The organism is Bacillus sp. NPDC077411, from assembly GCF_044543425.1.
In the GTDB taxonomy this organism is placed as follows: Bacteria; Bacillota; Bacilli; order Bacillales; family Bacillaceae_G; genus Bacillus_A; species Bacillus_A bruguierae.
On the sequence record NZ_JBITWA010000010.1, the window covers coordinates 115764 to 138267 of the forward strand.

Genomic DNA, 22504 nt, shown 5'->3' on the forward strand with positions numbered 1-22504 from the left:
ATTTTTAGTTCTTTGCTTCTTGTGTAAAAGCGATGTCTTTCGAAATGAATTCTGCATCTTTATGAATATCACTCCAGCTTTGTTTCGCAGCTTTTAAATCATCAAGTATTAAAGAGAATTTATGTTCTTGCATAGAGTCGATATTATCATGTAAATCTGTATAATTGGCCCCCATTTTATTCCATTGTTGTTGGATACCTGTTAGAGATATTATTGCTTGATCCACTGTTTGATACAGATCTGTCAAAGTTGCTTTTGCGTTAGTAAGCGAAACAACTGCTTGGGTAGCAAGATCGGCTTTCGTACCTAATTCTCCAATTTTTTTAGAAATTTCGTTATAGGAGTCCATATGTTTAGACGCCACGATACCAGATGCTGTTCCTAAACCGATGCCAGCTGCACCTAGAGCCGTAAGGCCACCAACAACAGCAGGTGTTGCTGTACCGCCAGTCACAACAATTACTACCGTTCCTGCAATGGCTGCAGCAACTAAAATGAATGCTCCTAATCCACCACCAATTGACCATGCTAATACATTGTTAAAATGTTCTGTCTGAGTAGAACGCAGCTTCTCCATTTCAGCTTTAATTTGTGGAATCAGGGCATTATTTCCGGCTAATAGTGCCGTTAATCCACCTTGCCCATCTGGACCACCAACATTATTTTTAAACCCTGTAGAATTGTCATACAGTTTTGCTTTGAACTCTTGTAACATCTTAATTACTTCTGTAACTTCTTTTGAATTTGTATTAATTGTAGTGATTAAATCATTTAGACCCTCTTTTAACTCTGCTTTATCTTTCTTTTGTACAGCAGCTTCCAATATATCGTAATAATTTTTAAATTGTTCATCGTAATTTACAATATTACGTGCTGTTTTTTGAATCTTTGGCTTTGCTGTATCTAACCAATAATTCGCATTGATTCGTGATAGTTCCTGATTAAGGTGAATATTTTTAATTAATTCTGCTCCTTCTGAACCTAAATCAATATTGGATAAATTTACATTCGGTTGTTTAATCATTGTTTTTGCGTACAAATCCATTACAAGAATATTAGATCCTGTTTGAGCTAATGCTTTTTTCAGCCCTTCAGGCCCTAATTCATAATTACCTACTTTTTGTTCTTGAGCGGTCTGTTCTTGGGCAAGTACATGAATAGTGTTACCGTTCGTAGCAGTTATAAATGTTGCTAGAGTGGCTACAGCTAACACTTTAAATGGAAGTTTTTTCATAACTATTCTCCTTCTCGGTTTTTTAATAGTTTGTAATAATTTTTATATTATGCTAATTGGATTTTAGGTATTAAAACTTATTGGCTTGTTCTTCAAGATAACTAGTTACATTTTTTAATTGTCTTAATGTATCTTTTTGAGACTGCTGGTCAGTTGTCTCAACATTAGTAGATAATTTTGTAATATTATTTTTGATTAGATTCAAATCTTCTTTATAGCGTTTTAGTAAGTTAAGTTCTACATCTACTTGATTAGCAAATGTATGTAAATCATTTTGCATAATAAGAAGCATTGATTTTTGTAAATCTGCTACTTTTAGGTTCTTTGTTAAATCATAAAATTTTTGGTTTTGTGTCTCTAAATCAGCTAAATGTGCTCGTTGCTCTGCTGTTAGTTTATTTACTTCAGCGAAGGCACTATATGTTTTTTTAATTTGTTTAGGGTCAATAACTTTCGTAAGGTCATACTCTTTCGTTTTTGTAATTGCAGCTGCAGCTATTTCAGCTTGTTTGCTTTTCTCAATTGCTTCACGAGCTGCTTTTTTAGCCGATTCAATCTCTAGAGCAGATTTACCTTTTTCTGTCGCTTCTTGCTCTGCTTTTTTCTCTGCTTCTAAAATAGAGTTGTTAATTTCTTTTCCTTTGTTATACGCTGCCACCGCTGTTTGAGCAGCAGGTTCAATGATACTTTTTGAAAGATCATAGACTTCTTTGAAGATAACAAACCCTTGTTCATTTAAAGCTCCTGGTAACAACGCTATTTGTTGTAAATCATCTTGAATTGATTTTTGGGTATTTAGTATTTCATTTTTTAGCTGGTCTATTTTTCCTGTTCCATCTGAACTTAGTACACCCTGCGCTTTTGTAACATCAGCATCGAGATCTTTAAGTTTTGTATCAAGCTGTAATTTAAGATCTGTTAATTCATTAATTTGACGTTGTACGTTGTCTTGGTTCGTCATAGCCATGTCTTGAAGAACTTCAAGTCTATCCAAAAACCCCTCTTTATCTTCTTTACTGTCTACAAACGCTTTTAATGCTGGATAATAGCTATTAAATTTAGTTGCAAATCCTTTACTTTTTGAATTTAATAGAATTAATTTTGGATAAAGTTCCGTTGACCATTCGTTCATATCTTTTTTGATTAGATCTTGGTTCGTATTTAAAGATGGGACTTCCATAAGCTGTACATTAGGACTCGTTAAAGCTTGATCTATATATGTTTGAATTAATTTAGATTGTGCACCTAATTTTCGTAATGATGAGGAAATATCCGTGTTCTCTTGTTGCGTTTCTGCCTGCGCGATTGGCGTTGCAAGAGTATTGATAGGAATAGCTGCCCCAGTAACAATGGATGTTATTAAAAATCCTGTAATTATTTTATTTTTCATTCCGTACACCTCTTCACTATTGTCTTTTTACAATCTTATTTATACATTTTGAACGACTTAGCGCTTGATTCTTTCCTTGCGCACTTCAGAAAGGAGAATTCTTTCGGATAGAGTGTTAAAAGTAAGAAATTCTCGTTATTATTTACTTCCGTAGAATGTAAGGACCTTACGCCCTCATTTAAACATTATGTTTTTGATAAGTAAACAATAAAATTTTAATATTTACATTCAAAAATATAAATATTAAATATTGTTATTAGAAAAAACATTATATCTAAAAAATTAAATATTAAAAATCACTTTACTAAGTGAAATAATTATACTCTGATAATTAAATATAAAATGTAATGGTTTTCATTGATCTATATGAATTATTTGATAAAAAAATGTTTTTAATATAATTTAATAGCGCTTTGTATGCTATTTACCTTTATTTAGAAAATGCAAAATTGCATATAAATATGGTCATATCAACCATAAATAATCGATAATAATATTATTTTATGAATAGTAATTATATTTCCCGTAAACATTACAGGAAAAGATTTCTTATACAGGGGATGAGATGAGATATGCTAAAAATATTTTTCAATGTATATCTTTACAAACGTATAAGTATGCACTAGATACATCATAAGAATACAAAGCGAAAAACAAGGATAACGATATAGGAGATACAACGCTTGCAAAGTATAAAATGACAAGTAACAAAAAGGATTCGCGTTCAAGCGAATCCTTTTTGTTTGAATCCTCGAAAAGACAAATATCTGTAACATAAACATGCTACAACAGTTGTTAAATAGTAGTTCTTTTATGATAAATACAGAGGTGAACGTATGAAAGTGAATATAGAACAACAAAAAGGAAATATTTTTCGCTGGAAACTTAAGAGGATGTGCGCCATTTTCCTTATAATCTTCATTTTTCCGCTCGTTACTTATTTATATGCATTTCAATTTGAACCTAAATCATTGTCTATCACGTGGACTGATATTAAGAATTCAAATATTCCAGAAGGATTTCAAGGTGTAAAAATTGTACAGTTTTCTGATACACATTTTGGGCCTCATTTTTCTCATAAACAACAGCAAATGCTAGTTGATCAAATCAATGAGTTGAAACCGGACATTGTAGTGTTTACAGGTGATTTAATTGATAAGTTTGGAGAGTATGCTTCTGAAAGAAAAGACTCACAAACGATTTTGTCACAAATTTATGCTCCTCTTGGAAAATATGCGGTGTTTGGTAATCATGACCGCGGAGGAGGCGGAGGGTACTTGTACAAACAGTATATGGAAGAAGCTGGTTTCACTATGTTAGTCAATGAAACGAAAAAAATTAAGACAAACAATGGTGATTATATTACCATTTCCGGATTGGATGACTTTTTACTTGGTAAGCCTAAAGTGCAGAAAACTCTTCAGAATCTCAGGGGGAAGGATTTTAACATATTACTCGTACATGAGCCTGATGTAATAGAGAAAGTTCTTGCATATCCAGTCGATTTTCAACTATCTGGTCATAGTCACGGGGGACAAGTACAACTTCCGTTTATTGGGCCAATCATCACGACCTCACTAGCAAATCAATATGTAGAAGGGCTGTATTCAATACAAGGGAAGATGAAACCACTACAACTGTACGTAAATCGTGGCATTGGTACGACTAGAATGCCCTTCCGTTTTTTTAGTAAGCCGGAACTCTCTGTTTTTTCTCTAAAGAATTAATAACGTTATAGAAAGACATTTGCAAGACTTTTGTAATAGTTACGAGAGAGAAATGAAAGGTTTGTTAGATAAGATGAAATCAATCTTACTAGTGAATGTACGAATACCCTAAATAAAACACGGAGGAAAATGACGATGAAGAAAAAGAAATTGAAGCCAGCATTTGCTGTATTAAGCAGTGTAGCGATGGCACTAACTTTAGCATCCCCTGCTTTAGCTGAAACAAATCCTGAACAAGACGGAAAAGTGGAAACCTTTAAAGAAGATAAAAATCTAAAAGAGGGACAGAATATTATTTATGGTGATTCTGGAAAAAAGGGAATCATGATCATGGAAGAGCCTCAGGCGAATAATGATTGGGACGAGGATGGTATTCCTAATGATGTGGAAGAAAAAGGATTTAAAATTGTATTTAATGAAAAGACAGGGAAAAATGAAGCCCAGTTATATGACCTGGTGGAAGACTTTGGGAAAAAGAGATTTATAACAAATCCGAAGAGTGCAAACTCAGATGGGGACCCTTTTACAGATAACTATGAAGTGGAGCATTATGATAGTGATTCTGATATAGATTTTAATCCCATGATCGCGAATGTACCAAATCTACAAATTGCTGTAAAACGTATCGATATTACTCCCGTTGCTAGTATTACAGATTCAAATGGTGAATCGCGTACTAAAAGTTGGGAAAAAAGTTTATCTGTTCAACATTCTTTTAATGTTGGATTAGGTGTTGAAGGCGGCGCCGAGGGATCGGCAGCGGGTCCTGTCCCTTCAGGAAAAGGATCGTTAAATGTAGGATATGGTTACTCTAATACAAAAACGGAAACAGAAAGCATCTCTAATAGTTTTGATTGGTCAACAGCAACAACTGTTGATTCAGCTAAAGCAGCAAATGTGCGTTTCCATCTAGAATATAAAAACACGGGTACTGCATCTGCTGGGGATGTTTCACCTCACTTTAACATTCGATTAGGTAATAAAATTATTAATACTGTAAAGGCAACACAAGATCGTTATAAAGCCAACTTGTTAACTACAGCAAAAGGTGGAAACAATAAAACTGAAATTCTAATGGATAGTGTAGAAGGTCAAGCGGATGTGAAAATTTCCCTAACACTGGATGAATTAAAAGCAGTAGAACAAGGGGCACCCCTTTCTATTGAAGTCTTGCCTACTAGTACGATGAATGTGTATACAATGAAAGATGGACAATTTGTAAATTTAGGAGATTGGTCGCATTTTGCATCAAATGTAAATGCTTCTACTACATTAGTAGAAACAAACTACGGTGCTATACCAAAATATAGAGTTTATACACCAAGAACGGGCAAGGAAAAGTCTGCTAACATTAATCATAATCTTTCACTAGACGAATTCTTTGCACATACTGAGATAGCTGATAAAGGTTGGGTAGCGAATTATATAGTAAATGGTCGACTAAACCCAGAGCGAGTTCGTTATGGTCCAAATAGGACTCTTTTAGAACGAGGTAAGAACCTTGGTTTCTTTGATAACCGTGCACTACGACCAACTCTATCATATAGCAGTTATGATTATAGCAAGAAAAAGATTTACGCATCAGTTATACCAGGGATATTTAATTTGAATGAAGAAATCTTTGTTACGGTTCGTAATAAAAAAGGTGAGAATCAAAAGGTAACACTAGTTCGAAATCAAAATTCAAATGTGTATGAATCTAAAGAAAATGAACCTGTAGACTTAGCGATAAACCGTAGATCTCTTGGAGAAAATTCCGCTAAGTTTGAACTCATTGATGAAAAAGATAATAAAACTGAAGTCTTCACGCCTCTTGTTTCAAATAAGAGCTATCTAGAAGCTATTGATAAATTAGTAGTAGATAATTCTGGAGAACCTATAGTAGAAGGTAAAAAGTACTATTTGAAGTCATCTGTTAACTTTCATGATGGTGTAAAGGAATCCTGGTCCGCCGGTACTTTAAGTCAATCAATTAATGGGAGATATGTACACTTTTCACTTAAGAGTAATAATTGGGATGGATTGAGACTCGGTCCTATCCAACAAGCAATACATGGACCAGACATTCAAGCAACACCAGTATTAATTGAAAGAAAAGGAAAATCTAAACCTGAAGAACCATTCAAAAAAGATGAAGAAGTGTTTCTTAAGTTTACGAATAGTAATCATAGTGGTTATCAGTATCTCAACATTGGAAATGGATATGATTATAGCTGGTTAGATCAAGAACATAATAGATCTGCTATTAAATTAGACAAGCTTCCTAATCAGAAGAACTTCTATCTAAAATCGGATTCTACTTATATAACATCTAGAGAAAATCAGTGGACTAGTTCTGTTGCAGATAATGGTATTGCCCCGCTTGTGGGGGCTGGTGAGCGTGTTTTAAGATCTGAGCATACAACTTCACCAGGTAATTATCACCAATGGGAATTAGAAAGCGTTAAATAAAGCAAGAAATCATAAGACTGCAAAGCGTTTCTGTTAGAATGCTTGCAGTCTGTTTCTATTTTGGGGTGAGGTAATATATAAATCCAAATTAAAAAACTGACATAACCCCCTTTTCTTTTTAGATGGTCGAGAGCGTCTGGCCATGTATAGAAGCGGTCAGGGCCTTTTTCTGCCACATGCAATGTTCAAACAAAGGGAGAAAGAAAGTAGTAGGTTATTTTTTGTTCAGTATGGCGGTGACTTGTGTGTTGGAAAGTCAAGTGGGTTTTATATATGTCGGAAAACTAAAACATATTTATATAAATAGCTTGTTCATTTTTTTCATTCTTACAGAACTGTCATCTTTATGTAAGGTTATTAGATAGTTCGCTTAACGTTTAAATGTAATAATAAAATCATAAGAAATGATAATAAATTTTTTAGAGATTATAGGAAAGGGTTGTTTTTTAGGGGAAACGAGAGCATCCGCCGCGCATAGAAACGGTCAGGTTTTTTTCTACCACATGTAAGCTGAAAACAAAAGGAGAAAGAAAGTAGCGGTCATGCTGTATTCTGCATAGCAGCGACTTATATATTGAAAAATGATATTGACATAAAAGTGGATGATTAATAAAATAGTGTAAAATTACACTTTATTGGAGGTTTAACACCATGAATCCAAAAAGCTTAAATATAAAATTATCTATCATGCAATTATTTGTTCTCGTACTTAACTTATTTATCTTCTCTTCAACGATGCGTTTTTTACCTTGGTTTGTTGAGGATGCTTTTGGTTGGTTTGGGATTTTGATTACTGCTCCATTATTATTAGGTATTGGCGTCATTAGGATTTATCTCCAGAAGAATAAAGGATATGCAGTAACAGCAACGAGAAAAATTATTCCTTTTCTTGCTTCAATCTTTTCAATTTGTATTGTGTTATCATATATCACTGATTTATCTGTTATAATAGCTCTTGCAGTCAATTTTGGGATGGCTATCATAACATTTGTATTTTTGCTACAAGATGTTTCTAAGCTTAGTAGAAATTGATTATAGTATTGATCATTTGTAACAAGGTCTTCATTGATAGCAATGGAGACTTATATTATGTAATAAAGCCTTTCCACTTCTATGTCTAAAGTTTAAAACTTCGATATTTAATCCTTCAAGGATTGTAAATATACAGTATTCTCCTTTTAATTATGTCACCTAAATTACATAATTATTTTTCGTAATTTTTAGTGAATGTATGACTATGGCACTTCACTTGGAATGAATAGATTACTAATTATTATATCTATATGAAAGATTACTATAAGTATTTTAAATAAGAAAAATGTTTTTACATTATTAGAAAAGAGCAACGGGGGATCTACATATGAAGCAAAGAATTGTAATTGTAGAAGATGAAGAGAATATTAGAGAAATATGTAAACGGTATTTAGAGAGAGAAGGATATGAAGTATATACAGCTGAAAATGGAGCAGAAGGCTGGGAGGTATTTCAACAATATCAGCCAGATTTAATTATTTTAGATTTGATGATGCCAAAGAAAGATGGTTGGGAACTATGTGAGGAAATTCGTGAACAATCTAACGTTCCTATTATTATGTTGACCGCTAGGGGAGAGGAAAGAGATCGAATTTTAGGTTTAACAATGGGAGCGGATGATTATGTGACAAAGCCGTTTTCACCTCGTGAGTTAGTATTAAGGGTTCAAATTATATTAAGAAGAGGAAATCAGCCAGTAGTGCAAACGAAAGAACCTGAATTAGAAATGATGGAGTTTCCGGATTTGAAGATTTATCCAACGAAGAGAAGCGTGTTTGTTTGTGGACATGCAGTTGACTTAACAGTTAAAGAATTTGAAGTACTTTATACGATGGCAAAACATCCAAAACAGGTGTTTTCTCGTTCACAACTTCTTGAACAAATTTGGGAATTTGAATATGAAGGGTGTACCAATACAGTAACGGTATTAATGAGTCGTTTACGTGAAAAATTAGATAAACATACGACAAAGAATCGTTGGATTCATACAGTTTGGGGCATAGGGTATCGCTTTGATCCAAATGGAGGAAATGAAACATGAAACTACGTTATCAATTGTTACTAATGAATGTATTAAGCACAAGTATCATGGTCATTGCGATATGGTATGGTGATAGAAAAATGCTGTTGGAGCCGGAACAAACACGGTTATTAACAGGAATTGCGATTGTAGCAATGATTCTTTCAACTTTTATCTATTGGCTATTAACACGTCCGATTATGAGATCCATTCAAAATTTAATTGCATTAACGCAACAATTTAGTGATAGACATTTTGGAACGATGTATATAATTGGAAAGGAACCACAAGAGTTTAAAGAATTAGCAACAGCTTTTCAGAAGATGGCTAAAAAGTTAGAAGAAGGATTTACGAAGTTAGAAGAAGGAGAAAAAGCGCGTACAGAGCTGATTGCAAATATTTCACACGACTTACGAACACCTATAGCCAGCATACAATTGATGATAGAAGCACTACAAGATGATGTAATTGAAGACCCGGACATGAAAAAGCAGTACTTAGCGACAATATTAAAGGAAATGCAAAGATTAAATGGCTTGATTAATAACTTATTTGATCTTTCCAAGTTAGAACTTGGACAAGAAGAGTTTCATCCAAGTTTAACATATGTGGACAGAGTGTTAATAGAAGTACTAGATGCACATTCTATCTTACTTGAGGAAAAACAGATGCAGTTAGAAGTACAGGTGTCTGATACATTGCCTCGGCTTTGGATTATGCCGTGTAAAATAGTGCGGGTTATTAGTAACTTGTTACATAATGCAATCCGGTATTCTCCTGCATCTTCCACAATTGATTTGATTGTGAAGGAAAATAAGCGGCAGCAACATGTTCAATTTATTGTGCGTGATGAAGGAGAGGGCATTGCATACAATGATCAATTACGCATATTTGAACGTTTCTATAGGACGGATCAGTCCAGAAGTTCGCAATCTGGAGGATCAGGGCTTGGATTAGCTATCGCAAAATCATTAGTTGAAATGCACAAAGGAGAAATTGGTGTGCGAGATCGTTCAGATGGGAAACAAGGAAGTGAATTTTGGTTTACCCTTCCTATTACATCAGAAAAGAAATAAGATTGCTGAAAGACTTTTGTAATAGTTATGTTATGAAAATGAGAGGTTTTCTTGCTAACATATAAGTGTTAGAGGAGGGGATTTACTTTATGAAAAGAAAATATGTATTTCTTATAGGAGCATTTTTAATTGTTGGGGGGATATTGTGGTCTTTGTTCCGCCCAGAGAAATTATTTATTGATAAGAAAGTAAACGAAACATTACCGCAAACAGAAATGAAGTCAAAAGAAATAAAGCAAGAACAAGTAATAAGCGAAGGACAGTTTCAAAGCGGTGTTCATGAAACAACTGGAACAGCAACAATCTATCAATTAGCAGATGGAAAACGTATTTTACGCCTTACTCATTTTTCAACTTCTAACGGTCCAGACGTTCGAGTTGTGTTGGTTCCTACGAAGCAATTGAAAAATAATGAAGATGTTAAAAATTATAAGTATATTGAATTAGGAAAGTTAAAGGGAAACAAAGGCGACCAAAACTATGAGATTCCTGAGGGGATTGATGTAAGTTCATACGGCGCAGTTTCTGTATGGTGTAAGAGATTTAATGAGAACTTTGGTGCAGCTTATATAAATACAAATTGAAAAAACTAACCTAAAAGCCCTTTTCTTTTAGGTGGGAAAGAGCATCTGGCCATGCATAGAAGCGGTCAGGGCCTATTTCTGCCACGTGCAAGCTTTAAAACAAAGGGAGCAAGCAAGTACAGGTCATGTTGGATTCTGCATAGCAGCGACTTATATGTCGAAAAATGAAAATGGATGTATCCCGCTATTTGTGGGCAGTAAGCCCCCCACCTCAAAATTGAGAGAATCGAAGAAGATAGGTGAGGGATAACTGCCCGGAAAATTCCGATTGGTTCAACTAACCATCAGTGGGAGATGAAAAACCCCCTACTGATGGAAGTTTCACTTTATATACATATAAAAAGCTAATAAAATATGAAAAAAATAATGCAAACGATTGCAATAAATGATAATATGTAAGCGTATACATGTAGGTTTGTAATTACAAGCATAGAATGAAATCCTTTGCCTTCATTTAAGTTTTTATTATTAGTAGTCTTAATTTTCAGAAAAGGGGAGAGCGTATGAAAAAATATTTAAAAGGCTGTAGTATTGCCATGTTATCTGTTCTTATGCTGCTTGTTTCTTCAATATTTTCGGGCCAGAGTTATGCAGCTGTAAACGGGCAATCAATGAACGGAAATTACAAAGCATATATTATGGCACCGCTAAAGAAAGTGCCGGATATTATGACATGGGAGACGTTTGAAAATGATTTACGCTGGGCAAAACAAAACGGTTTCTCTGCTATTACTGTTGATTTTTGGTGGGGAGATATGGAGAAGAATGGAGATCAACAATTTGATTTTTCTTATGCGCAGCGCTTTGCACAATCTGTAAGAAATGCTGGTATGAAAATGATTCCGATTATTTCAACGCATCAATGCGGCGGTAATGTTGGAGATGATTGTAATGTACCGCTTCCTTCTTGGATATGGAATCAAAAATCAGATGATAGTTTGTATTTTAAATCGGAAACAGGAACAATTAATAAAGAAACATTAAATCCGCTAGCTTCAGACGTAATTCGAAAGCAGTACGGAGAATTATATAATGCTTTTGCACAGGCGATGGCTCCGTATAAAGATGTCATTGCGAAGGTTTATTTATCAGGCGGGCCGGCTGGAGAAACACGTTATCCATCTTATACGTCAGCTGATGGATCAGGTTATCCGTCTAGAGGAAAGTTTCAAGCTTATACAGAATTTGCGAAAGCACAATTTCGTTCTTGGACATTACAAAAATATGGATCTTTAGCAGAAATAAACAAAGCTTGGGGGACAAACCTGACTTCTATGTCACAAGTACTTCCGCCATCTGATGGATATCAATTTTTGGCAAGCGGTTATCAAACAAAGTATGGTGAAGATTTCTTAAAGTGGTATGAAGGTGTGTTAGAGGAGCATACAAAATTGATAGGAGAATTAGCTCATTCTGCATTTGATAATACGTTCCATGTACCAATTGGAGCGAAAGTTGCCGGCGTTCACTGGCAATATAACAATCTAAATCTTCCGCACAGCGCTGAAAAACCAGCGGGATATAATGATTATAGTAGTTTGTTAGACGCTTTTAAGAGTGCAAAATTGGATTTAACATTTACTTGCTTAGAGATGTCAGATAAGGGAACATATCCAGAATATTCAATGCCAAAAACACTTGTACAACAAGTAGCTAAGCTTGCGAATGAAAAAGGGATTGTACTAAATGGCGAAAATGCGTTAAGCATAGGAAGCGACAATGAATATAAGAAAACAGCTGAAATGGCTTTTAACTATAATTTTGCGGGATTTACACTGCTTCGTTATCAAGATGTTATGTACAATAATACATTGATGGGGCAGTTTAAAGATATTTTAGGAGTCACTCCTACTCAACAAACAATTGTTGTAAAAAATGCGCCAACAGCTACTGGAGATACAGTGTATATTGTTGGAGATCGTGCCGAGTTAGGACAATGGGATACAACGTCATACCCTATTAAATTATCGTACAACTCTACTTACGGAGATTGGAGAGGTACAGTTTATTTACCGGCTGAACGCAATGTTCAATTCAAAGCATTTATTAAGCGCCAAGATGGAACGATTAAAGCATGGCAGCCAAATCAGCAATATTGGACGCCAATTCCGGCGACTTCTACTGTGTATACGGATTTGTGGTAGTTTCATTGCTTAAAAGAAATTTTTAGCATGAAAGTATAGTGGCTTTGTTGAAGTAAACAATAAGAGCAAAAAAAGCAACCAAATATATGATAAATTTGGTTGCTTTTTTTCATACAGAAAGAATACCGCTTTCTATATATACAAGTTAAAAAACCGACATAAAAACCTTTTCTTTTTAGGGGAATGAGAGCATCTGGCCGCGCATAGAAACGGTCAGGGCCTTTTCCTACCACATGCAATGTTTAAAACAAAAGGAGAAAACGAGTACGGATGATGCATGAATAGTAAGTCTCTAGCGGTTCCTTCAGCAAGAAATCTATTTAGTACCTCGTCGGTTGGAAATACAGCTAAAAAGATGTTGTGAACCGTATCTGCTCCTCTTAACATGATTCCGTTAAAGTATGTTACGAAATCATCTTCAAAGAAATTTTGCCACGGAAACGAAATAGGATTATAAACAGCGGGAATAAAGCGGCTAAATGTAGGGCCTATTCCGTATTTGTTTATGGAAAATAAAGTATCTCATTGATAACGAATTTTCTGTATATAAAAATCGAATCGATTTATAAAAAAAGAATGCTACAATAGGATAATCTCGATATATGTAGGAGGAAAACCAATGAATGTTACAGTGACGGACGCAGCATATGCGAAAATAAAAGAGATGATTCCAAGTGAGGCAAAATATATAAAATTATTTTACGATACAGAAGGATGCGGCTGTGTAATGAGTGGGATTATTGACTTAGTCGCTGTATCTGAAAAAGATGAGCGCGACGTAGAAATTTCATCAAACCAGTTCCAGTTTATTGCCGATCGAACGAAGCTTGTTTTTATGGATGATAACTTGACTGTTGATTTTTCTGAATCCGGAGGAACTTTTCAATTAAAAAGCCCGAGTCAATATTATAATCCGAATATGAAATTGCATGTTCGGGTGTAATTGCTGGAAAAGAAGAAAGCAGATAAAATTTGCTTTCTTCTTTAATTTATTACTCAATATAAAGTTTCACTTTATGCATATTTCATTATAGAATCCCCACTATGCTGCTGTTCTTTATTTCTTATAATACTTCTTAAAAGAATGAAAATCATCAACAAAATGAAAGTAGTAATAGACGTGTAAAAGGAGAATTTTTGAATACCTGTTCCTGGGTATGATATTTCCATTTTCCCTTTTCCTTGGATTGGTACTTCTATCAATCCGTTGTTAGACATTTTTATCGGAACGATTTTGTTGTTAATTTTCACTTCATAGCCTTTGTAATAAATCATTGGAAGTTCTAAGATATCTTTATTCTTTGCATCAAAATGTATATAAAGTTCATTGCCATCCTTTACTATATGACTTAATTTCGTTGTACGATTTTTTGTTTTAACTTCGTCTTTCTTTCGTGATTTTAAAACATCGATCTTTGTAACAGAAGGTAGGTATTCAGAACCTGCGCCTATATTGTATGAATCTTTAAAAGTTTGCTCTCCTCTAAATTGATTCTTGTCATGTATGCGAAAATCTTTATAATATTGAGCTATTGTCGATGCATTACTGATTGATAGGGAAAGAACAATAAATAGCAAACCGATTGAATGATATTTTTTCTTAACAGAATAGCCTACATAAATTGAACAGCTAAATGCCATTAATAACGTTACAAGTGCAAAAAGCCTAAATGTGAATTGTATAACGTCTAATGTATGGAAGTGTTGCCATGGGAAATAGTTTGTTGTCATTAGTAAAAATATCATTGCGATTAATAAGCATTTGTCAGCAAAATTTATTATTGTATTCTTCTTTTTAATTTTAAATCTGTATATTAATGGTAAAAATAGAACGTATCCTAATCCTATAATTGAAGAATCTTTATAATATAATGTAATACTTCTCCATAATGCCCCGAGTGAATATGTCGTATTGCTAGGTGTTGTTAAAGTATATGTATTGAGATAGAAGGTATTCGATGCCATTTGCTCTATCATTGGAAAAATAAAAAAAGCTGATAATAAAATTGTTACTCCGCCAGCAACAACAAAATAAATTATTTTTGTTTTATCCTCCCGGAGTCTATGAATTGAAAGGAGTAGGAAGAGCAGTAGCATGCAAAAAGCTAATACACTTGATAAAACATGAGTATAAATGATTCCAGTGAATCCAATCGTTAAAATGTACCACTTTTTTTTCTGTCCATATAAAATTTCATAAATTCCATACAATATAACAGGGAGAAAGATAAACGCCAATGATTCCCCAAGCGCGGCTCTTTGATAAACATCAAATGCTCTATAGAGCGAAAAAACATACAATATAGTCATAAAGCTTGATGAAGTTACTTTTTTGCTCATTTTATAGGTGCAATAATAAGTTACGCACGCTGTTGCTATTGTATAAATGATTATATAAGTTTTATAGGAAACTACTAAACTGTATCCTAAATTCAATAAAATAGCCATTGGAAATAGAAAGAGGTTAGGATAAAACCAATTTGCTGCGTAACCATATCCATTTAAAAAGGTACTATCAATATAAAATGGGTAGTGAGATGTTTTGATTGCTTCAGCTAATCCAAATACACGATTTAAATGGAATCCTATATCATCTCCTGTCAATACTAAATCTTTGTCCCAAAATAAATTCATTTGAATAATAGAACATATTAATATACAGAATATGATAGCGAAGAATGCTAAAGCATCTTTTTTATTAACCTTTATTAACTTCACGATTTTTTATCCCCCGTATATTTTGATTTTTCATATATTATATAGGAATATAAGGTTGTCTTACCTAACTTATATTAGCAAATAAACGGTGAATACTTTGTCGTATTTTGTCGAATTCACAAATGAAAAGAAGAGAAAGGTATCACTTATAAATATAGTACTCAAGATGCAGAGAGAAGCGAGGAAGATAGGTGGGAGTAGTTCAATGGTCCTATGGTTTGTAAAGTCAGAGAAACAGTAACTTATAAAATAAATTATATCAAAATAAGAAAGCAGATCTACTCTGCTTTCTTATTTTTTGATTTTCGGTAATAAAATTAGATACAAAATAGCTATAACAAATGGAATCCAGTTAAGAAAAGGGAAGTGGAAATAAGTGACGAGAATCATACCGGTGAGAAGAACGCTGAGGACGGCATAGAAAACACTATGCTTAGGTGTGTACCAATATAATGTTAAGCCGACGAGAGCCGGGATAACGAAATGAATAAGAGCAATGAGAAAGAAGAGCAATGGAAGTCCCTCCTTTATTGTGTACTTACTATATCATATCCATATTTTGTTAGATTGATATCGTATTTTGCAAGAATCATAAAAAAATGTTTAAAAAAACGACACAATTCGTCATGCTGCTCGCAAAAGAAATCTTATATAATGTTATTTCACGCAAATATTTTAATAACGTAAACACTATGTGAATAGTAAAAACCGTTTTGATTATCCAATATATAAATCACTGCTATGGAGAAGTAATTTGCTTTTGTATTGCACGTGGCAGGAAAAGGACCTGACCGCTTCTATGCATGGCCAATCACTCTCGCCTACCTAAAAAAGTGTTTTTTCAATTTGGATGAAGTTTGATATAGAGATTTTGCAGTAGAGGAGTCACAACATGATTAGCATGTCGTTACAAACATTTAAAGTACAAACTTATTATATTTTAGCACTTATGCTGTTAGGATGGGCATTTACTCCTTTTTCTCCGCATTTTTTAGGAATTGGTCTTGGTTTTCTGGTGAGCACATATTGTGTTTGGATTTTAGGACGCCGCATTGAAAAAATTGGAGAGAGTATAGTGAAAAAAAGTAAATCACCAACTCTTGGTATGATAAACAGATTTGCAGCAGCGATACTTGGTGCTATTATTATGTACGAAATTGAGCATCATATGGTAATGTGGGCATTTGCTGTCGGGATTATGGGCGGGTATATATTAATCGTTATTAATTTAGCATATTATAGTATGAAAGATACGAAGAAATAGGGAAGAGGCTTGCGAGATTACTCGTAAGCCTCTTTTTATATGTAAGTATGTGCAATGACAAGAAAACGTGGGCTTTGTCGGTGAGTACTTGTTTTCTTGCAATAACAACATACTTATTCACATGATTTAGGATATTTCACAGTAAAGTCAGGTTAAGCGATTGGACCGCCAAGGTTTACAATTGTTTCAGAAACAGTATTAAATTTCTTGAAGTTTTCTTTGAACTTATTTGCAAGTTCAGTTGCTTTTACTTTGTAAGCTTCTTTATCAGCCCATGTTTGTTCTGGCATTAATACTTCATCAGGTACACCAGGAACATGAAGTGGTACTTCAAGGCCAAAGATATCATGTTTTACTGTTTCAGTGTTATCAAGCTCGCCGTTTAATGCAGCTTGCACCATTGCGCGTGTATGACCTAAGTTCATACGTTTTCCAACGCCGTATTCGCCGCCAGTCCAGCCAGTGTTCACTAAGAATACTTTTGCATCATGCTTCTCGATTTTTTCACCAAGCATTTCTGCATAGCGAGATGCATCAAGCGGTAAGAACGGAGAACCGAAGCATGTTGAGAATGTTGCTTGTGGTGAAGTAATACCGCGCTCAGTTCCTGCTAGTTTACTAGTGTAACCGCTTAAGAAATGATACATAGCTTGCTCTTTCGTTAATTTACTGATTGGAGGCAATACGCCAAATGCATCAGCAGTTAAGAAAATAATTGTATTTGGATGACCTGCAACGCTAGGTAATACGATGTTATCAATTGCATCAATTGGATAAGCTGCACGTGTATTTTCTGTTAATGCAGTGTCATCGTAATTTGCAATGCGTGTCTGATCATTAATCATAACGTTTTCTAAAACAGAGCCGAATTTAATCGCGTCAAAGATTTGTGGCTCTTTCTCGCGAGATAAGTTCACACATTTCGCATAGCAACCGCCTTCGATATTAAATACACCGTTATCAGACCAGCCGTGCTCGTCATCACCAATTAATTTGCGGTGCGGATCAGCAGATAATGTTGTTTTCCCTGTTCCAGATAAACCGAAGAATAAAGCAACATCGCCTTCTTCACCTACGTTTGCAGAGCAGTGCATAGATAAAATATCTTGCTCTGGAAGTAAGTAGTTCATAATAGAGAAGATTGATTTTTTCATTTCACCAGCGTATTCGGTACCCCCGATTAACACGATACGCTTTTCAAAAGAAACAATAATAAACGTTTCTGAATTCGTGCCGTCGACTTCTGGATCTGCTTTGAAGTTTGGTGCAGATACAATTGTGAACTGTGCATCATGACTTTTTAATTCTTCTTCAGTTGGACGAATGAATAATTGATGCGCAAATAAGTTATGCCAAGCGTATTCATTAATAACTTGAAGAGGAAGACGGGAGTTGCGGTCTGCTCCTGCAAATCCTTTGAATACGAATAGTTCTTCTTTATCTTTTAAGTATTCTAGCACTTTTGCATATAATTTATTAAAATGCTCTTCAGAAATTGGTTGGTTTACAGATCCCCAAGCAATTTTATCCGTAACAGATGCTTCGTCTACAATAAATTTATCTTTCGGAGAACGTCCTGTATATTTTCCTGTTGAAACAGAAACAGCGCCAGTAGAAGTTAATCGACCTTCTTTTCTCATTAATACCTTTTCCGTTAATTGCGGAACGCTCAATTGAACCTGTGCATTGCTTCCGTTCAATAGTTCATGTAATCCAATTTGGACATTCGCAGTACTCATATTTATATACCATCCTTTATTTGATTTATGAATATTCATCGTAATCCCCACTAAAAGTATAACACAATCATATAAATAATGTATACTATTTATTTATTTTTGTTTGTGTTATTATCTTATTTTTTCCATAAATTTCTGTGGTTAAAAACTTATAGGAATATGTGTATATGGATTGACAAATGAAAGTCATTTCTTTAGTATAGTTGAGGACGGATACTCTCTTATCCCGAGCTGGCGGAGGGACAGGCCCGATGAAGCCCGGCAACCTCACTTGCATGCAAGGCAAGCAAGTGAATAGGTGCTTAAACCTGTGCGAGGCTAATGGTCTCGAACGATAAGAGCGAAGGGCAAAAAGCAGTATGCAAGTAGCAAATACAACCTTTCCTCTATAAGGAAGGGTTTTTCTTTTGCACTTGTATGGGAAAATACATGAATGTCGCAGTTTGTGGCAAATTAAGGATGAGTTCCGTACAATATATACAATTACTGTAGGGAGGTTTACCACATGACAAAAAAACGTCATCTGTTCACATCTGAATCTGTAACTGAAGGACATCCAGATAAAATTTGTGACCAAATTTCTGATTCTATTTTAGATGCAATCTTAGCAAAAGATGCAAACGCACGTGTAGCTTGTGAAACAACAGTAACAACTGGTTTAGTATTGGTAGCGGGAGAGATTACAACTTCTACTTATGTAGATATTCCAAAAATCGTTCGTGAAACAATTCAAGGAATCGGTTATACTCGTGCAAAATACGGATTCGATGCAGAAACTTGTGCAGTTTTAACATCTATCGATGAACAATCTGCTGACATCGCAATGGGTGTTGACCAAGCGTTAGAAGCACGCGAAGGTCAAATGACTGACGAAGAGATTGAAGCAATCGGTGCTGGCGACCAAGGTTTAATGTTTGGTTTCGCATGTAATGAAACAAAAGAATTAATGCCACTTCCAATCTCACTTGCTCATAAATTAGCTCGTCGTTTAACGGAAGTTCGTAAGGATGATACATTACCATACTTACGTCCAGACGGTAAAACACAAGTAACAGTTGAGTATGATGAAAATGGTAAACCAGTTCGCGTCGATACAATCGTAATTTCTACGCAACATCATCCAGAAATTGCTTGGGAACAAATCGATCGCAACTTAAAAGAGTTCGTAATTAAACCAGTTGTACCAGCTGAATTAATCGATGAAGAAACAAAATTCTTCATTAACCCAACTGGCCGCTTCGTTATCGGTGGCCCACAAGGGGATGCTGGTTTAACAGGTCGTAAAATTATCGTAGATACTTACGGCGGATATGCTCGTCACGGCGGCGGTGCATTCTCTGGTAAGGATGCGACAAAAGTTGACCGCTCTGCAGCATACGCAGCTCGTTATGTTGCGAAAAACATCGTAGCAGCAGGACTTGCCGACAAAGCAGAAGTACAACTTGCATACGCAATCGGCGTAGCACAACCAGTATCTATCTCTGTTGATACATTCGGCACAGGTAAAGTATCTGAAGAAGTACTAGTAGAACTAGTTCGCAACAACTTCGATCTTCGCCCAGCTGGTATCATCAAAATGTTAGACTTACGTCGCCCAATTTACAAACAAACAGCAGCTTACGGCCACTTCGGACGTACTGATGTAGATCTTTCATGGGAACGTACAGACAAAGCTGAAACTTTAAAAGAACAAGCTGGTCTATAATATAGGAAGAAAAAAGCTTTGCGCGTGTGCGCAAAGCTTTTTTTATTTTTGGAAATACATTAAGTTCTCTTTATAAGCTGTGTTCAAACAATGATGTATATTCTTATAGAGAATAATTGCTTATTTTAAAAATATGCAAGGCTGTTTGACTATGTTAGATGGTTGTTTCACAAAAAAATGCAAGAAATGACTTAATTTAGCGGTCGAATCTTGAAACAATACTCGATTTTTAATGTTAATTTTTTAGTAACTTATGAAATAAATGTTTCTGTAGTTACCCGATTTTAAGTTAATTAGTAAGCTTAAAGCTTGTATAGTTACATGGACACAATTTAGCTAAAGCTTTATAATCTTCTTTAAGAAAGAGCATGTATTTATATATGGACTGAAGGTGATAAATATAATTACGTTTTTAAAGTAGTGAGTGGCGAATGAAAGAAGGAACTTTTATTGTTTAAATAATGTATAAGCTAAATAATTATCTTTATAAATGACAAACTGAAGGAGGCCAAATTGATGAAAATTTTAAAACGATTAGATAGTGATATGAATGATTTACACCTAATTTGTTTTCCATTTGCTGGAGGATATTCTGCCTCATTTCGTCCGCTGCATAAATACTTGCGAGATACTTGTACAATGCACGTAGTAGAGCCGCCTGGACATGGTACAAACACGATGCCTTTAGAATCTAATTTTGAAAATCTAGTAAATTTATATAGACAAATGTTGTTAGAGTTCAAAAATGATCGTTTTATTTTGTTTGGACATAGTATGGGGGGACTAATGGTCTACCGTCTTTTGCAAGAACTAGAGATGGAAGGTGTGTACCCAGAAGTAGCTATTATTTCTGCTATTCAAGCTCCAAATATAAAAAGGAAGAAAATGTCACAACTCGGTCGTGAGGAGTTTGTGAATTATGTTGCTAAATTAGGGGGAATACCTGAAGAATTATTAGAAAATAAAGATATTTTGGATTATTTTTTACCTTCTTTAAGGTCAGACTATCGTGCTTTAGAAGAATTTAAACATAAAAATCATACAATAGTTCAAACACCAGTACATATATTTAATGGTAGGCAGGATTATAAATGTTTTAATAACCAAACAGAATGGAGTCAGTGGATACAGACGGTAAATTATCATGATTTTGACGGTGGGCATATGTTCCCTTTGTCAAATCCTGAAAAAGTAGCATTAAAAATCCAACAAATCCTTCAAAATATAGGGATATATCATTATTAAAGAAGTAGGTTAAGTTCCTACTTCTTTCATTTTAAACAAATCTGTATAGTTTTTGATTATAATCTCTTTTGGAAAGTATGGATTCGTAGCACACACAGCCATATGATAGTTAGTATCAATTGGATAAGTTTTCAGAAAGACATCGGGTTGCATTTTGGGTACATTAATAGAGGCACCCTTTTTGGGATCGAATTGGACTGAAAATGAATTAAGTGGAATTGTTAATCCTTTTCCTACTTGTTTTACATAGCTTTCCTTCATAGACCACAGTTGGTAAAAGTAAGAAGTTCTTTTAGAAATATCCGTATTCATAAGATCTAAATATTCTTTTGTACTAAAAAAATGTTTTGCAATATCTAAGTCAATAGATTTTACTTTCTCAATATCGATTCCTATAGGATCATGATCTACAGCAAGAACAACCCAACATCCAGAATGAGATATATTATAGTTAAAGGACTCTAAATTGACAGCGTATGGCTTGCCATAACTATTATTAGAAAAATGAATTTCATGGTTAGAGATTCCGAACTTTTCTTTTATAATGTGACGAACGAGTATTTCCCCAATTAAAGTCCTTTCCATATCTTCTCTAAATTTATATCTTTCTATTTTTCTCCGCGTACTTAATGAAATAATTTGCATCATACGCTGAAATTCATCATCCGAAGGTGATTTATCAATATGAACGGCATATATTTTCATTTAACCCACTCCTTTGTTGGAATTATTAAAAAAATAATAATACACTCAGCCAAGAAGAAATTAACATAGCTCCTTTTTAATAATTTATATATATTTATTTTAATTTTCTGACATAGGATTACTGCTATGCAGAATACAACATGACCGCTTCTATGCATGGCCATATGCTCCCGCCCACCTAAAAAAAGGAGGGTTTTATGCCGATTTTTTAATTTTATATATACTAACTAAATTAGTATAGAGATTTTTAGCTTTATTATATAATCCGTGTGTTAAATATTCCATAATATTCTAAATCTATAACGAGATGAGAGTAGTTGTATGAACGCAACTTAGCGAAGTCCTTGCAATAATGGACTTCAGGCAAGTGATGTTTGTATGTTAAACAAGAAATTTGATACATCATTCAAAGAAATAAATTATATCATTTAGGATCATCATGAAAAGAATCGACCAATAATTATCATAT

17 protein-coding genes, 1 pseudogene and 1 riboswitch are annotated in these 22504 nt (G+C 34.4%); of the genes and pseudogenes, 11 read left to right on the forward strand and 7 right to left on the reverse strand.

The features are described 5' to 3' along the window. Positions 1-4 precede the first annotated feature (4 nt). The gene (gene hblD, locus ACIGHG_RS14675; protein ID WP_396549089.1) at positions 5-1234 is read right to left on the reverse strand and encodes a hemolysin BL lytic component L1; all 1230 of its coding nucleotides are present in this window, start codon (positions 1232-1234) and stop codon (positions 5-7) included. 70 nt (positions 1235-1304) lie between these two features. Next, the gene (hblC, locus tag ACIGHG_RS14680; protein ID WP_396549091.1) at positions 1305-2624 is read right to left on the reverse strand and encodes a hemolysin BL lytic component L2; all 1320 of its coding nucleotides are present in this window, start codon (positions 2622-2624) and stop codon (positions 1305-1307) included. A gap of 836 nt (positions 2625-3460) precedes the next feature. Between hblC and ACIGHG_RS14685 the strand changes: the two genes are divergently transcribed. From ACIGHG_RS14685 to ACIGHG_RS14715, 7 genes are all read left to right on the forward strand, one after another. Beyond that, positions 3461-4351, forward strand: a complete 891-nt coding sequence (locus ACIGHG_RS14685; RefSeq protein WP_396549093.1) for a metallophosphoesterase — start codon at positions 3461-3463, stop codon at positions 4349-4351. Between the two features lie 135 nt (positions 4352-4486). Next, entirely contained in the window at positions 4487-6802 is a 2316-nt protein-coding gene (locus tag ACIGHG_RS14690; protein ID WP_396549095.1) for a binary toxin-like calcium binding domain-containing protein, read from the forward strand. A gap of 651 nt (positions 6803-7453) precedes the next feature. Continuing rightward, positions 7454-7834, forward strand: coding sequence for a hypothetical protein (locus ACIGHG_RS14695; protein ID WP_396549097.1), 381 nt, complete (start codon positions 7454-7456; stop codon positions 7832-7834). A 328-nt stretch (positions 7835-8162) separates the two neighbouring features. Continuing rightward, complete coding sequence (locus tag ACIGHG_RS14700) at positions 8163-8876, forward strand: response regulator transcription factor (protein WP_336473647.1); 714 nt, start codon at positions 8163-8165, stop codon at positions 8874-8876. Further along, entirely contained in the window at positions 8873-9931 is a 1059-nt protein-coding gene (locus ACIGHG_RS14705; RefSeq protein ID WP_336473648.1) for a sensor histidine kinase, read from the forward strand. Before ACIGHG_RS14700 ends, ACIGHG_RS14705 begins: the two co-directional genes overlap by 4 nt. Positions 9932-10020: 89 nt before the next feature. Continuing rightward, on the forward strand, positions 10021-10515 hold the full coding sequence (locus tag ACIGHG_RS14710) for a DM13 domain-containing protein (protein ID WP_396549099.1): 495 nt from the start codon (positions 10021-10023) through the stop codon (positions 10513-10515). Between the two features lie 551 nt (positions 10516-11066). After that, positions 11067-12659 carry a family 14 glycosylhydrolase gene (locus ACIGHG_RS14715; protein ID WP_396549129.1) on the forward strand — a complete coding sequence of 531 codons (1593 nt, stop codon included), beginning with the start codon at positions 11067-11069 and terminating at the stop codon, positions 12657-12659. Between the two features lie 267 nt (positions 12660-12926). Here ACIGHG_RS14715 and ACIGHG_RS14720 read toward each other — a convergent pair. Continuing rightward, positions 12927-13166: pseudogene (locus tag ACIGHG_RS14720) on the reverse strand (Nif3-like dinuclear metal center hexameric protein); the annotation flags it as partial. 112 nt (positions 13167-13278) lie between these two features. Between ACIGHG_RS14720 and ACIGHG_RS14725 the strand changes: the two are divergent. Continuing rightward, positions 13279-13602, forward strand: coding sequence for an iron-sulfur cluster biosynthesis family protein (locus tag ACIGHG_RS14725; protein ID WP_090916540.1), 324 nt, complete (start codon positions 13279-13281; stop codon positions 13600-13602). A gap of 71 nt (positions 13603-13673) precedes the next feature. Here the strand turns inward: ACIGHG_RS14725 and ACIGHG_RS14730 are convergent, their stop codons facing one another. Then, complete coding sequence (locus ACIGHG_RS14730) at positions 13674-15377, reverse strand: 6-pyruvoyl-tetrahydropterin synthase-related protein (protein WP_396549102.1); 1704 nt, start codon at positions 15375-15377, stop codon at positions 13674-13676. A gap of 291 nt (positions 15378-15668) precedes the next feature. Continuing rightward, the gene (locus ACIGHG_RS14735) at positions 15669-15890 is read right to left on the reverse strand and encodes a hypothetical protein (protein WP_396549104.1); all 222 of its coding nucleotides are present in this window, start codon (positions 15888-15890) and stop codon (positions 15669-15671) included. 379 nt (positions 15891-16269) lie between these two features. Here ACIGHG_RS14735 and ACIGHG_RS14740 point away from each other — a divergent pair, with 379 nt between their 5' ends. Beyond that, a complete protein-coding gene (locus ACIGHG_RS14740; protein WP_336473652.1) occupies positions 16270-16641 on the forward strand; it encodes an ATP synthase subunit I in 372 nt (123 codons plus the stop codon). A gap of 152 nt (positions 16642-16793) precedes the next feature. Here the strand turns inward: ACIGHG_RS14740 and pckA are convergent, their stop codons facing one another. Next, entirely contained in the window at positions 16794-18380 is a 1587-nt protein-coding gene (pckA, locus tag ACIGHG_RS14745; RefSeq protein WP_090916667.1) for a phosphoenolpyruvate carboxykinase (ATP), read from the reverse strand. Between the two features lie 218 nt (positions 18381-18598). Beyond that, a riboswitch (SAM riboswitch) is annotated at positions 18599-18721 on the forward strand. 164 nt (positions 18722-18885) lie between these two features. Here pckA and metK point away from each other — a divergent pair. Next, on the forward strand, positions 18886-20085 hold the full coding sequence (gene metK / locus ACIGHG_RS14750) for a methionine adenosyltransferase (RefSeq protein ID WP_090916536.1): 1200 nt from the start codon (positions 18886-18888) through the stop codon (positions 20083-20085). A gap of 516 nt (positions 20086-20601) precedes the next feature. Then, positions 20602-21330 carry a thioesterase II family protein gene (locus ACIGHG_RS14755; protein ID WP_396549106.1) on the forward strand — a complete coding sequence of 243 codons (729 nt, stop codon included), beginning with the start codon at positions 20602-20604 and terminating at the stop codon, positions 21328-21330. 9 nt (positions 21331-21339) lie between these two features. Here ACIGHG_RS14755 and ACIGHG_RS14760 read toward each other — a convergent pair whose 3' ends face one another. Next, positions 21340-22035 (reverse strand): 4'-phosphopantetheinyl transferase family protein, encoded by a 696-nt coding sequence (locus tag ACIGHG_RS14760; RefSeq protein WP_396549108.1) that lies wholly within the window; start codon positions 22033-22035, stop codon positions 21340-21342. Positions 22036-22504 lie beyond the last annotated feature (469 nt).

Coding starts and splice junctions, on each gene's coding strand:
- hblC (WP_396549091.1), bottom strand. CDS start 2,624: ATGAAAAATAAAATAATTACAGGATTTTTAATAACATCCATTGTTACT.
- ACIGHG_RS14690 (WP_396549095.1), top strand. CDS start 4,487: ATGAAGAAAAAGAAATTGAAGCCAGCATTTGCTGTATTAAGCAGTGTA.
- ACIGHG_RS14755 (WP_396549106.1), top strand. CDS start 20,602: ATGAAAATTTTAAAACGATTAGATAGTGATATGAATGATTTACACCTA.
- ACIGHG_RS14740 (WP_336473652.1), top strand. CDS start 16,270: ATGATTAGCATGTCGTTACAAACATTTAAAGTACAAACTTATTATATT.
- ACIGHG_RS14700 (WP_336473647.1), top strand. CDS start 8,163: ATGAAGCAAAGAATTGTAATTGTAGAAGATGAAGAGAATATTAGAGAA.
- ACIGHG_RS14705 (WP_336473648.1), top strand. CDS start 8,873: ATGAAACTACGTTATCAATTGTTACTAATGAATGTATTAAGCACAAGT.
- pckA (WP_090916667.1), bottom strand. CDS start 18,380: ATGAGTACTGCGAATGTCCAAATTGGATTACATGAACTATTGAACGGA.
- ACIGHG_RS14715 (WP_396549129.1), top strand. CDS start 11,067: ATGCTGCTTGTTTCTTCAATATTTTCGGGCCAGAGTTATGCAGCTGTA.
- metK (WP_090916536.1), top strand. CDS start 18,886: ATGACAAAAAAACGTCATCTGTTCACATCTGAATCTGTAACTGAAGGA.
- ACIGHG_RS14760 (WP_396549108.1), bottom strand. CDS start 22,035: ATGAAAATATATGCCGTTCATATTGATAAATCACCTTCGGATGATGAA.
- hblD (WP_396549089.1), bottom strand. CDS start 1,234: ATGAAAAAACTTCCATTTAAAGTGTTAGCTGTAGCCACTCTAGCAACA.
- ACIGHG_RS14685 (WP_396549093.1), top strand. CDS start 3,461: ATGAAAGTGAATATAGAACAACAAAAAGGAAATATTTTTCGCTGGAAA.
- ACIGHG_RS14725 (WP_090916540.1), top strand. CDS start 13,279: ATGAATGTTACAGTGACGGACGCAGCATATGCGAAAATAAAAGAGATG.
- ACIGHG_RS14710 (WP_396549099.1), top strand. CDS start 10,021: ATGAAAAGAAAATATGTATTTCTTATAGGAGCATTTTTAATTGTTGGG.
- ACIGHG_RS14695 (WP_396549097.1), top strand. CDS start 7,454: ATGAATCCAAAAAGCTTAAATATAAAATTATCTATCATGCAATTATTT.